Source organism: Proteus vulgaris, assembly GCF_023100685.1.
Classification (GTDB): domain Bacteria; phylum Pseudomonadota; class Gammaproteobacteria; order Enterobacterales; family Enterobacteriaceae; genus Proteus.
The window spans coordinates 3,265,290-3,277,261 of the sequence record NZ_CP090064.1; the positions used below are offsets into that span (position 1 = coordinate 3,265,290).

General features: G+C 33.4%; 16 protein-coding genes and 2 pseudogenes. 17 read left to right on the plus strand and 1 reads right to left on the minus strand.

From position 1 onward, the window contains the following. The first annotated feature begins 67 nt into the window (after positions 1-67). From LW139_RS15635 to LW139_RS15680, 10 genes and pseudogenes are all read left to right on the plus strand, one after another. A complete protein-coding gene (locus LW139_RS15635) occupies positions 68-532 on the plus strand; it encodes a hypothetical protein (RefSeq protein WP_210813966.1) in 465 nt (154 codons plus the stop codon). 333 nt (positions 533-865) lie between these two features. Further along, positions 866-1,168 (plus strand): hypothetical protein, encoded by a 303-nt coding sequence (locus LW139_RS15640; protein ID WP_247850194.1) that lies wholly within the window; start codon positions 866-868, stop codon positions 1,166-1,168. A gap of 59 nt (positions 1,169-1,227) precedes the next feature. Beyond that, positions 1,228-1,764, plus strand: a complete 537-nt coding sequence (locus LW139_RS15645; protein ID WP_166540402.1) for a hypothetical protein — start codon at positions 1,228-1,230, stop codon at positions 1,762-1,764. Between the two features lie 198 nt (positions 1,765-1,962). Next, positions 1,963-2,335: pseudogene (locus LW139_RS20780) on the plus strand (RHS repeat-associated core domain-containing protein); the annotation flags it as partial. 21 nt (positions 2,336-2,356) lie between these two features. Continuing rightward, on the plus strand, positions 2,357-2,773 hold the full coding sequence (locus LW139_RS15655) for a zincin-like metallopeptidase toxin domain-containing protein (RefSeq protein ID WP_247851229.1): 417 nt from the start codon (positions 2,357-2,359) through the stop codon (positions 2,771-2,773). Then, complete coding sequence (locus LW139_RS15660) at positions 2,773-3,024, plus strand: hypothetical protein (RefSeq protein ID WP_247850195.1); 252 nt, start codon at positions 2,773-2,775, stop codon at positions 3,022-3,024. The genes LW139_RS15655 and LW139_RS15660 overlap by 1 nt, the downstream gene beginning before the upstream one ends. Positions 3,025-3,537: 513 nt before the next feature. Further along, positions 3,538-4,308 (plus strand): RHS repeat domain-containing protein, encoded by a 771-nt coding sequence (locus LW139_RS15665; protein ID WP_247850196.1) that lies wholly within the window; start codon positions 3,538-3,540, stop codon positions 4,306-4,308. Beyond that, positions 4,305-4,835 carry a hypothetical protein gene (locus LW139_RS15670; protein ID WP_247850197.1) on the plus strand — a complete coding sequence of 177 codons (531 nt, stop codon included), beginning with the start codon at positions 4,305-4,307 and terminating at the stop codon, positions 4,833-4,835. The genes LW139_RS15665 and LW139_RS15670 overlap by 4 nt, the downstream gene beginning before the upstream one ends. A 540-nt stretch (positions 4,836-5,375) precedes the next feature. Then, on the plus strand, positions 5,376-6,053 hold the full coding sequence (locus LW139_RS20785; protein WP_432652191.1) for an RHS repeat-associated core domain-containing protein: 678 nt from the start codon (positions 5,376-5,378) through the stop codon (positions 6,051-6,053). Continuing rightward, positions 6,050-6,322 (plus strand): hypothetical protein, encoded by a 273-nt coding sequence (locus LW139_RS15680; RefSeq protein WP_247850198.1) that lies wholly within the window; start codon positions 6,050-6,052, stop codon positions 6,320-6,322. Before LW139_RS20785 ends, LW139_RS15680 begins: the two co-directional genes overlap by 4 nt. Positions 6,323-6,460: 138 nt before the next feature. Here LW139_RS15680 and LW139_RS15685 read toward each other — a convergent pair whose 3' ends face one another. After that, positions 6,461-6,649, minus strand: coding sequence for a SymE family type I addiction module toxin (locus tag LW139_RS15685; RefSeq protein WP_247850199.1), 189 nt, complete (start codon positions 6,647-6,649; stop codon positions 6,461-6,463). Positions 6,650-6,747: 98 nt separating this feature from the next. On the opposite strand from LW139_RS15685, the pseudogene LW139_RS15690 reads away from it, so the two are divergent. From LW139_RS15690 to LW139_RS15720, 7 genes and pseudogenes are all read left to right on the plus strand, one after another. Then, positions 6,748-7,638 (plus strand): annotated as a pseudogene (locus LW139_RS15690) (RHS repeat-associated core domain-containing protein); the annotation flags it as partial. After that, positions 7,639-8,073: a hypothetical protein gene (locus tag LW139_RS15695; RefSeq protein ID WP_166539869.1), complete on the plus strand. Its 435-nt coding sequence runs from the start codon at positions 7,639-7,641 to the stop codon at positions 8,071-8,073. Between the two features lie 607 nt (positions 8,074-8,680). Further along, entirely contained in the window at positions 8,681-8,833 is a 153-nt protein-coding gene (locus LW139_RS15700; RefSeq protein WP_210813821.1) for a hypothetical protein, read from the plus strand. A gap of 131 nt (positions 8,834-8,964) precedes the next feature. Next, on the plus strand, positions 8,965-10,182 hold the full coding sequence (locus LW139_RS15705) for an RHS repeat domain-containing protein (protein WP_247850200.1): 1,218 nt from the start codon (positions 8,965-8,967) through the stop codon (positions 10,180-10,182). A 120-nt stretch (positions 10,183-10,302) separates the two neighbouring features. Then, positions 10,303-10,632 (plus strand): hypothetical protein, encoded by a 330-nt coding sequence (locus LW139_RS15710; RefSeq protein WP_227335923.1) that lies wholly within the window; start codon positions 10,303-10,305, stop codon positions 10,630-10,632. Positions 10,633-10,821: 189 nt separating this feature from the next. Continuing rightward, positions 10,822-11,145, plus strand: coding sequence for a hypothetical protein (locus tag LW139_RS15715; RefSeq protein WP_247850201.1), 324 nt, complete (start codon positions 10,822-10,824; stop codon positions 11,143-11,145). Between the two features lie 206 nt (positions 11,146-11,351). Further along, on the plus strand, positions 11,352-11,960 hold the full coding sequence (locus LW139_RS15720; RefSeq protein ID WP_166539865.1) for an aminopeptidase: 609 nt from the start codon (positions 11,352-11,354) through the stop codon (positions 11,958-11,960). The last annotated feature ends 12 nt before the right edge of the window (positions 11,961-11,972 follow it).

Consider the following 11,972-nt stretch of genomic DNA (forward strand, 5'->3'; position numbering starts at 1 on the left):
TTGGTAGCGATACTAAATTTGCTAACAGAGTAATACCAGACAAAATCAAAAAATTGTTGGAATAAATATGAAAATACACGAAAGTATTGTTTCTAATGAATTAATAGGAAGATTTCCTACATCTTATCCATTAAATGCAAGTCTACCTAATTTTGTGGCAAACTGCGTTGGATTGGAATCTATTCTCGCTTGTGCAGGTTTATTTTGCCCTGAAATTATTGAAATTGAAGGCGCCATTTATCGTAGCGAAAATAATAATCAAAAATTTATACCTTATGAAGGTTACGGTAAAGATAAAAAAACATTAGAAATGGCCAACAATGTTTTTCCCATTAGTGATTTTTTTTTAATGGCGGCAGATAAAGCATGTGAAGATGAAATACTAATGACTGAATTTAGTGAGGTTCTTAAATATTTTTGGGGAGTTAGATTACAAAGTCTTTACCCTAGTAAAACATTTGAGTTTATTATTACTGATGAAGGTTTATTTGATGAAGATGGTTTTTGTATGACCTTTTATGAAATTGAATAATTTTAGTCAGCTAGAAGAACCTCGAATCTTCTGGCTTCATTATTTTTAAGAGTCCATGCAGTTTTTAGGAGCTGATAATTTCCAACATTAACTTACGTATTGTTATTAGTTTCTGTTGTTAACTTTATAATCTAATTATATTCTTATATCTTATCATTTCAATACCAAAAAATTATTTAATAAAAATAGAATATCTTCTTACTTACAGGAAGCCATAAAATGAAACAAGAAAAACCTCATCACTCATTTAAAAAAACATCTACATCCTTCCTCCTTTAAAAAACAATAAATATTATTTTTATTAATGATGAAGAAGGAAAAAAATATAGATATATGCATTATTTCTTGAAATTGATTCAAAAAATATTGTTAGATTTTATAAGTCAAAATACCACTTTAAATATCAGTATTGGAGATACAAAGCATGCTGAATATTTTAAAAGTATTAGGGGTGAAGATATTGAAACTGTTTCATTTGAAATACCTAATTGGCTCAATGAATTTATTAAAGAAAATGCTATTCAGCAAAGAAATTATAAAATAAATCCATTATACCAAAAAGGACTTGCACCTAAAATAGTAGATCCAACAACTCCTGTTGATTCATACGAATTTCCTAGTGTATGGGCAAAATAGTTAGAAGAAAATGCAATTCCAGGTTCAGGTAAAATAAAAAAATAGATTAAGGTATTTATATGTTAGAAGAAAGTAACGATTTATTATCAGATGATAATGTTATTGTAGCAATAAAATATAAAAATTTGATTACTTGGTATCAAGCTGATAGAGAAATATGGATAATGGATAGATATAAATGGAATAAAGATTTTATCGATAAAAATATAACTTGTTCTGAAGATAATGCAGATGATAGATTTGGTATTCTGGTTATTAATGATAAAAATAAAGTAGATTTTATTAAAAATCTTTCTCCCTTTAGACTTGATGATGAAAAATTAGAAGTTATACAAAATAAAATAAAAGAATCATCTTCTTGGTGGGAAGCTCATGATATATTTCCAATTGCATTTATTGATTTTGATTCAAAAAAATTAAGTGCATGTTATCCATATCCGGGAAATGTACCTATTGAAAGGTATGTTCCAGATGATTGGAAAGGTGAATTTACTGATTTTATGCGTAATCTAGATAAAAAAATTCTACCTAGAAATAAAAAATATTGGATAATTAATAATATTGACTATTTAGAAAAGTTTTCATCGTTACATTAATTATATCCCCGTATAACGGGGATTTTTACTAATCAAATATCCTCCTTACCTAATTAATATTATTTTTCATTAAATTCAGGTAAGTCTACTATTTATTCTTCCACTATTTAAGAGTTTTATATATTTTTTCGCTCTTGATTTACCTTCAATTAAATCCAGTTTTCTTGCTCTCTGATATATTTTTAAATATAAATTTCATTAACCCCAGAATCCCGTTATCAACGCGGAAAACTGCACTATGTCGTCACTGACCATCAAGGCACGCCACACGAAATCTTTAGCGAAAAGGCATTGTTAGCTGGGCAGGACATTTAAATACCTAGGGACAAATAGCATTTTGGCAATCTCACGATGATTATGCCGATAACGACCCGAATATACCGACTGTCATTTTCGGTTTGCCGGACAATATGAAGATAAAGAAAGTGGCTTGTATTACAATCGCTTTCGCTACTATGATAAGGACACTGGGCAATATATTTCACCTGACCCTATCGGATTATTAGGTGGCTTTAATCCGTATGGGTATGTGCATTGTCCTACTGGGTGGGTAGATCCGTTTGGGTTAAGTGGGACGTCAACAATAGACCATATTGGAGATGGAAGACCAGTTAGTGGACATACTGGATATTTAAATAGCCCTAGACTTTCTAGACGAGAGCTAACAGATATCCGGAATGAATTGAACGAATTAGGTATTAAATTTGTGAAAAATGCAGATAGGCTATTACCACCTCATACACGCGGTGGATTCGATTATACTTCTGGAACAGTCTATTTAAAAAGAGGTGCTACCCGATATGAAGCATTTCATGAAATGACGCATGCAAAGCAATACGCGGCTATTGGTAAAGAGGCCTATATCGCTTTGGGCACTTATGCAAGAGAATCTCATGTGTTTAACACGATTATAGGAAATAGAACAATATTTTCTTCAGCAGAGCTTAAACATGCCATTGGTTATATGAGATACCTTAAGAGTAAATATTTTAGAGGAGCAATAAACTAATGCTTATTAAAAAGCGTAGTAATAATGATGCTATTCAAATAGCTAGAGATACATTAGCTCGAAATAAAATATCATATGATACTAAAACATTAGATATTAACTATGATACAAAATTGAATTTTGAACATAATAAAAAATCAGGATGGTTAATCTCTGCTAAATTAAATGTTCCTGATTCCTTTGAACCAAATATGATTTTTATCGCTGTAGCAGAGGACGATGAAGAAGTTTATATCCCTGATATGCTATAGAACTTGATATAATAAGAACTATAACTTAAATCATAAAGTTGCCTGCTTTGATGTATATTTAAAAATCAAAGCAAGTAAATACCTATATATTACTCAATAACTCGCTCCTACAATCACAACATAGTCGCACTCTGTTACCACTACTGTTGCTAGTTTTGTTACTTAATGGCTATTCAATCTTCACTATTGAGTATCAATACAAAACAATCATTTAAAAACTTCACCGTAAAAACATAGCTCACATCTAAATTTGATTACGATCTATTAATACAAAAAGTAGTTCACCAACACGGTTTTCGAGCAAAAACATGGTATTACCAATGGAATACGCTTAATCAACTTGTTGCATGTTTTAACCCTGCAAGGGGAATGTTGGCGTTACACTTACGATGCTTTTGGGCGACGACTCAGTAAAAGTAAAGTGGTCGATAATCGCCCTATTACCCCCCCGCCAATTCACCGTTTAAAAATAAACGCATTCAGCGTGTTGATTACCTGTGGTCTGGCGACCAGATGGTGCAAGAAACTCCGATTTATGCCGATGGTACGCCCGCTTATGATTCGCAAATTCAGTGGCTCTACCAGCCCGGCGAAATTACTCCAACAGCTCGTTATCAACGTGGAAAACTGCATTATGTCGTCACTGACCATCAAGGCACGCCACGAGAAATCTTTAGCGAAAAAGGCATTGTCAGCTGGGCAGGACGGTTAAATACCTGGGGACAAGTGGCGTTTTGGCAATCTCATGATGATTATGCCGATAACGACCCAGAATACACTGAATGTCATTTTCGTTTTGCCGGTCAATATGAAGATAAAGAAAGTGGCTTGTATTACAATCGCTTTCGCTACTATGATAAGGATACAGGGCAATATATTTCACCTGACCCTATCGGATTATTAGGTGGCTTTAATCCGTATGGGTACGTGCATTGTCCAACGGGGTGGATTGATCCGTTTGGGTTAATTCCTTGTCCCCCTAAGTTTAGTGAAAATTTTGATAAAAAATTGAAAAAACACGCTCAAGATATATATGAAACTTCAAGAAGATTAGGAGTTACTGTTGTAAAAGGTGATAAGGATGGTATGAAAAATTTCATTCTATCCATTGTTAATGATGATAAAAATTTAGTTAATCCTAATTTTAAATGGAACACAATTGAATCAACAAGAATTTATGTTAAAGGTGATGCTATTGTATTGATAAATAATTCTACAAATGAAATTTTGACATTTCTTCATAAGAACAGAATATCACCTTACTTACAGGAGGCTATAAAATGAAACAAGAAAAATTCCATCACTCGTTTTTAAAAAAAATATCTACACTTTTTTTTCTTAAAAAAATAACAAATATTATTTTTATTAATGATGAAGAAGGCGAAAATATAGATAACGTATTATTTTTTGAAATTAATTCAAAAAATGTTGTTGGATTTTATAAAAACGATAGCAACCCCTTCGTTACCAGAGAAAAAATAAATGAACTTGATAGCTTCAACTTATATTCAACCTATAAAGAATTACATGAAATAAAGAAAATAATCACACCTTCATTTATAGTGGAAAATATAAAATTATTTTTTAACTCAAATTACAATGAAATAATAGCAATTTACTTAGCTTCAAAGAATTTTGAATCATCTTTATTTATTATATTTTCAGAAGATGAAATTAATTTATATATTAATGAAAGAAAAAACCTAGATGAAATAATAAAAAACAATTTAATACAATTAAGAAATAAAGAATTTCTAGTGTTAGAAAAAAATACAGAAAATAAACAAAATACAATTAAAGGATTTTTATAGATTATCCAATAAATAAAACACTCATCTTTATTATTAACTCGATGTATATAAAATTATAAATCTCAGTCTAATTATAATGCAATTTGTGTTATTTAGATTGAGTATAGCATTCCAGAACATATGATAATGGGGAAAAACTGGATTATCTATAACGCGCTGGACGGGGAACGGAATCTCTTTTACAGTCATTGCACGATAATCCACTTCAACCGCCAATATCGATGATGCTCGCTGGAACCGTACACAATATCGCTATAACACCAACGACCAAATTGTTGAAACCTAATACAGCAACCAGTTTGAACACCAAAGTGAGAAGTTTCAGTACGATAGCAACCTCAATATCACCGAGCACCAGTTTATTTCGTCTATCAACACGGTTTTCGAGCGATTTACCAACCCAATGAAATCACCCCAACAGCTCGTTATCAACGTGGAAAACTGCATTATGTCGTCACTGACCATCAAGGCACGCCACGAGAAATCTTTAGCGAAAAAGGCATTGTCAGCTAGGCAGGACGGTTAAATACCTGGGGACAAATGGCGTTTTGGCAATCTCATGATGATTATGCCGATAACGACCCAGAATACACTGAATGTCATTTTCGTTTTGCCGGTCAATATGAAGATAAAGAAAGTGGCTTGTATTACAATCGCTTTCGCTACTATGATAAGGACACCGGGCAATATATTTCACCTGACCCTATCGGATTATTAGGTGGCTTTAATCCATATGGGTATGTGCATTGTCCAGTTGGGTGGGTAGATCCGTTTGGGTTGTGTGGAACATCAAGTCTCGGTAGTGAACAACCTCATCCATATCAGGGTGTTAGAGATGCATCAGAGTATTTGCGTTCAATGGATGTTAGCAGAAGCCAACGAAAACAAATAATTGATTCCTTTGAATTATCTGGAATGTCTGTTTCAAAAGCTGGAGATAACCTTTATGGTACACGTTTCCATGATTTTGGAAAAAATGCTAGACCTGAAGGACAGTATGTATTTGAAACATTTACATCCCAAACTAATAGAAGTGGTTTGGCATTACCCCCTGCTTGGAATGAAATGACAGGAATCCAACAATTTCAAATAAAACCTGGAACAACTGTTATTAAAGGAAAGGCTGCGCCACAATATGAGTATGGTTCTCAGTATGGTGGAGGGGCTGAACAATTGTTTATACTCGAACCATGGAAATATGGATCTCTAATGAAATGAAAACATTAAATAACACATTTTTGACGCCCCCCCTTCAGTCTGTTGAAGATGCAATTGAATTGCATAAAAATGGAAAAAATGCACCTTTGTCTATTGATGTATTGAACAAGGTGAAAAGTGAATTAACTGAAATGATAAGAGTGATGGATCCTCAAGAATACAAGCCATCATATCCTAGATTTATCATGGATTGGCCTGATGAGGCTGGTCTTATCTCAGCTTTGATTGATGCTGATTACAATTACAAAAAAATAAGAAAAAAGAAGTAAAATTGCCTATCTATAAGCCAGAAGATCATTTAATCTTCTGGCTTCTCCGTTTTTAAGAGCTGCTCAGTTTTGCCTTTAGCCACTGATATACTCCGCTATCAGCTCGCACATGGTGTGCCGTATGGCAGTTAGCTGGTCTTACTGGCGTTGGTACTGTTGCTTCATGGTGCGAGTGTCGTCGCTGTCGGGTATCAATACCAAACAGCCGTTTAATATCTTCATTGTGAACGTGAAACCGGTCTCAAAACCTACGTCTTTTAACCAATGCCCTGTTAAGTGGATTGCCAGTGATAGGCTGGTTTTATGGCCACTCGGAACATACCCCACCGCGTAGTATTTACCACTTGGGTTGCTTAGAATTCATCTTAACCATAGCAACTATCCCTTACCTTTAATTGTTTGTTAATGGTATTGGTGTACTTGATTACCTATGGTCTGACGACCAAATGGTGCAAGAAACCCCGATTTACGCCGATGGCACACCGGCTTATGACGCTCAAATTCAGTGGCTCTATCAACCCGGCGAAATTACTCCAACAGCGCGTTATCAACGTGGAAAACTGCATTATGTCGTCACTGACCATCAAGGCACGCCACGAGAAATCTTTAGCGAAAAAGGCATTGTCAGCTGGGCAGGACGGTTAAATACCTGGGGACAAATGGCGTTTTGGCAATCGAATGATGATTATGCCGATAATGACCCTGAATATACCGAATGTCATTTTCGATTTGCCGGACAATATGAAGATAAAGAAAGTGGCTTGTATTACAATCGCTTTCGCTACTATGATAAGGACACAGGGCAATATATTTCACCTGACCCTATCGGATTATTAGGTGGCTTTAATCCGTATGGGTACGTGCATTGTCCTACTGGGTGGGTTGATCCATTAGGCCTTAGTGGCTTATTTACAGGATCGACTTTTACAGGACCTTCAGGCATTACTTATACTGTCTATCAACAACCTATTGACTGGGATTTAAACGTTAATACACGAGATGGTGTAAAAACTAACCTTCAAATAGTTCTTGAAGATGGTCGAAGTCCTATGGTGGTGAAAAATGGTAAATATGAGATCGTGAGTCTACATCACTCTAAACAAAATGGCTTAGGGCCTTTATTTGAGTTATCAACACCAACGCACGAACAATATAGATATAGTAATGCTTTACATCCACATTTACTGGATGCTCACCCTATCAATCCTGTAGATCGTAATCTTTTTGATGCAGATTGGAAAGCTTACTGGAAGCAAAGAGCTGGAGAAGAACTCAATCGTAGAAATCTGATTAATTGCTGTAAAAAAGGAGGGTAAATGTTAACCCCTAAATTGATTGATTATTTTAAAAATAAAAATTGGTGGTTTGATGAACCCTCAAATGAGTACCGTGGTGCCTTGTTGAGTATTAATGTTGATATTAACTCTGATTTCGCACAGTTTTATTTACATGTTGAAGATTGCCCAACATTTTTAGGCCGAAATAGAGAGATCTATCAAATTGGTTGGTTTTTAATTAATAGTAATAGTTATCCATTAAGTATTGAAAGAACACATAAAGCATTAAAAATGCCAGAAGAATATTTGCCACTAGATAATTTTGAAGGTGAATACGGCTATTTTTATAATCAAAAAACTGGAGAAGTTATTGGATTAGGTTTAGGCAAAGAAATTCACGATTTTATGTCTGGTACTTTGAAGCCGCAATGGTCTAGTTTTAGTGATTTTTTAGAGTTTTTCTTTGATATTTAAACGCAGAGGCCAGAAAATCATCCAATCTTCTGGCTTCTTCGTTGTTAAGAGCCGCTCAGTTTACCTTTTAACCGCTGATATACTCTGCCATCAGCTCGCGCATACTGTGCCGTATGGCGGTTAGCTGCGCTGGCTGTTGTTGGTTTTCTTGATAAATTTGGTAGATACGGAGCTCATACAACATATACAGGGGGAGTATCAAAATCATCTGCTCAAGCACATAGACAGTTAATTCAAATGGCAAAATTAGCTCAAACCAAATCAGGCTATTTTAATGCTATAAAAGAATGGTCAGGAAAACACCTTCCTTTTGGACAATATAATTTACCTCGAGGTTTTTGGGAATGAACGAATATACAACTATAGCTGTATGGGTTGCTGAATCTATTTCAAATAAAAAAATAAAAGATCTTTTTTAAATTAGCAATAATGATATTAAATTAAAGATAGATTTCAAAATAGATAATGGTAGTGATTTTTTTGATGATGAACACCTAATTATCTTATCTACAGAAGAATTAGATTACACAGGAAAAAAAATAGATGAAATTGGTAATAACGAACTAGTTTCGGATTTTTGGCCTCAAGTTGAAAAAAATTACGAAAAATGAAAATTGATAAAATAAACTTTGTTCTTGCTGTTCCTGATTTTAACTATAGGGGAAAAATAAAACTTGTAGATAAAATTATTTTTGTTGGTAATTTTAAATATAAAGAAACCATGGATGATGTTTTGGAATATTTCACTAAAGGATTTTAATTATCTATTAGCTTATTAATCAAATTATTTGAAAATGGATTATCTCTTTAACACGACTCAAAAACGTCATCAACGCCACCGGCGATGTCTATTCTTATGAGCGTGATAAAGCCGGTCAAATTATTCGTGAAGTGGATTTTGCAGGACGTGAAATCCAATATCGCGATGACCGCTTAGGGCGACGTATTGCGACTCGTTATCCTGATAATCATGAACTCCGTTATCATTATGATGAGACAGGATTAGTCACCGAACAAAGCATTTGGCTTGCTGATGATATTGAGAATAAATGCCTTTCTACCACCACGTATCAATACAATGAACGTTTACAACTTATTCGTGCCACCAATCCTGATTCGGTGGTGGAATTTGAGTATAACGACCGAGGGCATTTATGTTGCGAGCGTATTAATGGACAAGAGATTACGTATCAATGGGATGAGGAGCACGATATTCTCACCCAAACCCGCTTTGGTGAGCGTGAGCTTAATTATACCTTTGGTCAACTCCATGAACTGACCTCGCTGCAAGTCAATCAACATGCGCCCTTACAATTTAGTTATAACGCCTTAGGCCAAGAGTTTTTACGCCAAAGCCAAGCGGGTTTTGCTAACTCCAGCCATTACACCGCCACTGGGTTATTAGCGCATCAACGTGCTGGACGGGGAACGGAGTCCTTTTTACAGTCATTACACGATAATCCGCTTCAACCACCGATGTCGACCGATGTTCATCGAGGTTATCAATACGATAAAGCCTTTAATCTGGTCAATATCGATGATGCTCGCTGGAACCGTACACAATACCGCTATAACGCCAACGACCAAATTATTGAAACGCAATATAGCAACCAGTTTGAACGCCAAAGCGAGAAGTTTCAGTACGATAACAATCTGAACATCACAGAGCATCAGTTTATTCCATCTGATGCGCAAGGTGCGTTTTTACAACTGGCGCAGCAGCAACAAAAAGGCCGTGCCACTCGCCGTATCACCGCCAAAGGTTATCAAGATTATCACTACGATATTAATGGCCGATTAACCCCAAAAGTGGTTCATCAACACGGTTTTCGAGCAAAAACGTGGTATTACCAATGGAATACGCTTAACCAACTTATCGCCTGTTTTAATCCTGAGGGTGAATGTTGGCGTTACACTTACGATGCTTTTGGGCGACGACTCAGTAAAAGTAAGGTGGTCGATAATCGCCCTATTTCACCGCCCAATTCACCGTTTAAAAATAAACGCATTCAGCGTGTTGATTACCTGTGGTCTGGCGACCAAATGGTGCAAGAAATCCAGATTTATGCCGATAACAATACTGAATATCATTTTTATTTTACTGAGTAATATGAAGATAAAGAAAATGAGCTATATTACAATCATTATTTCTACTATGATGAGGACACGAAAAAATATATTTTACCTGATCATGCAAATTATTAAGAAACAAACAGGGATTTAAATTTAATGGACAAAATAAATATATATATTGACATGCTTAACAAGGTATTATCCTATATAAGAAACATTCAAACCCTGTCTGCCTTAAAAAAAGCATTAGACAAGACTTGTTATCAAGAAGCAGAATTGTTGCATGATATTGTCAAATCACTATCCTATCCACAAATGACTGAGCATGATGTATATTTTCTTAATCACCATGCTCGTTATTATTTAGAAAATGCTAGCCCACAACATTTCAACAACTACAATTCTCATAAAAAAAATATTAAATTATTATTTAAATTAGTTCCGGAAAATTTAAAAGATAAACTTGAATGGGATGGGCCAGAATGATTCAACTATAAACGAATATATTAATGCATTAAATTATCATTTGATATATGATAACTTCTTTACTTAAGATTAAGTGTAGAAAACAGTAGTTATAATATTTTACCGCTTATATATCTTATTAAAAATATTGTTGATATTATGAATATAGAAAAAATAAGCTCTATTTTAAAATAAAATGATTGGTGTGATATGGAAATATGTGGCTTCCATAAAAATGATCTAATCGTTAAAGGATGTTTGGATATAACAGACCAAAATTATCTTATTGAATTAAAATTTGGAAATGTAAGCTATATTGATGCACCGCTGTCATGGACGATAGATACAACAAATGGAGAATTTATAAAAGTTACTGATAGAATACATTTTCTAGAACACTCGCCAAACTACCAAAAATATTTTCATCTAGGTGGAAAGTATTCATTTTCATTTTTAGCAGAGTTTTTTTCTTCAAAAGAATGGGTACATATAATTGCAGACTCTATTGAATATAAAATAATTGTTCAGGGATAAATTTTCATGTAAATTAAAGAAATTTAATAAAGAAAATAATAAAAATACACAACTAGGATTTTTACATTAACAGTGTAATTTTATAATAAAAAACCATTATAAGACTTGATTTTTATAAAAATCAGATGAACTTAATAACTTTAACTTATCGGACTATTATCTAGTTATAATACAGCCTGTTCTTAATTAGTCACCATTGGATTAATATGGAAAACAGAATTTATAAGATTAAAGAAAAATGTGATGAAATTCTTTCATTTAATTTGTGGTTTAATTTAAATGAATCTTTTTTTTGGCCGATTATAGAATTGATAGATATTGATAGCGATTTCCTTATAAATTTATACAGTACAGTTGAAGATAAATATCTTGAAATTTTATATCATGACACTATTATCATCCCTGTTATAGAATCCGTTCAAAGTGAAAGTTTTGTTAATTATATTAAAAAACTAAAAAACAAACTTACTTTAATTGATGATCTTTTCATTTATGATATAGAGTCAGCGTTATTTATTAATTACGATAAATCAAAAGATCCTCTAAGTGTAAATAAATTTAATAAAATTTATATGAAATTAAAAAATATCATTGTACAATCTTATAATGAGGTTTTTAGTGAAAAACAGATTATAGAAACATTAGAATCTATCATAAATTTTTCAGAAAATAATCCACATGAGTATTTTAATTACATTCATGCTTACTGGTTAAGCCAATATTTTAATAGAGCATGTGGGATCATCAGTCATTCTAAAAAAATAGAATTTTATAAAAAAAGTTTATCAGAAATTTTTCCAAATGGTTATTTTTAATATGCTATAAAT

Bases quoted from the DNA above. Each gene is read 5' to 3' on its own strand.
- LW139_RS15680 (WP_247850198.1), top strand. From the start codon at position 6,050: ATGAAAACATTAAATAACACATTTTTGACGCCCCCCCTTCAGTCTGTT.
- LW139_RS15660 (WP_247850195.1), top strand. From the start codon at position 2,773: ATGCTTATTAAAAAGCGTAGTAATAATGATGCTATTCAAATAGCTAGA.
- LW139_RS15640 (WP_247850194.1), top strand. From the start codon at position 866: ATGCATTATTTCTTGAAATTGATTCAAAAAATATTGTTAGATTTTATA.
- LW139_RS15715 (WP_247850201.1), top strand. From the start codon at position 10,822: ATGGAAATATGTGGCTTCCATAAAAATGATCTAATCGTTAAAGGATGT.
- LW139_RS15700 (WP_210813821.1), top strand. From the start codon at position 8,681: ATGAAAATTGATAAAATAAACTTTGTTCTTGCTGTTCCTGATTTTAAC.
- LW139_RS15720 (WP_166539865.1), top strand. From the start codon at position 11,352: ATGGAAAACAGAATTTATAAGATTAAAGAAAAATGTGATGAAATTCTT.
- LW139_RS15665 (WP_247850196.1), top strand. From the start codon at position 3,538: ATGGTGCAAGAAACTCCGATTTATGCCGATGGTACGCCCGCTTATGAT.
- LW139_RS15670 (WP_247850197.1), top strand. From the start codon at position 4,305: ATGAAACAAGAAAAATTCCATCACTCGTTTTTAAAAAAAATATCTACA.
- LW139_RS15710 (WP_227335923.1), top strand. From the start codon at position 10,303: ATGGACAAAATAAATATATATATTGACATGCTTAACAAGGTATTATCC.
- LW139_RS15635 (WP_210813966.1), top strand. From the start codon at position 68: ATGAAAATACACGAAAGTATTGTTTCTAATGAATTAATAGGAAGATTT.
- LW139_RS20785 (WP_432652191.1), top strand. From the start codon at position 5,376: ATGGCGTTTTGGCAATCTCATGATGATTATGCCGATAACGACCCAGAA.
- LW139_RS15695 (WP_166539869.1), top strand. From the start codon at position 7,639: ATGTTAACCCCTAAATTGATTGATTATTTTAAAAATAAAAATTGGTGG.
- LW139_RS15645 (WP_166540402.1), top strand. From the start codon at position 1,228: ATGTTAGAAGAAAGTAACGATTTATTATCAGATGATAATGTTATTGTA.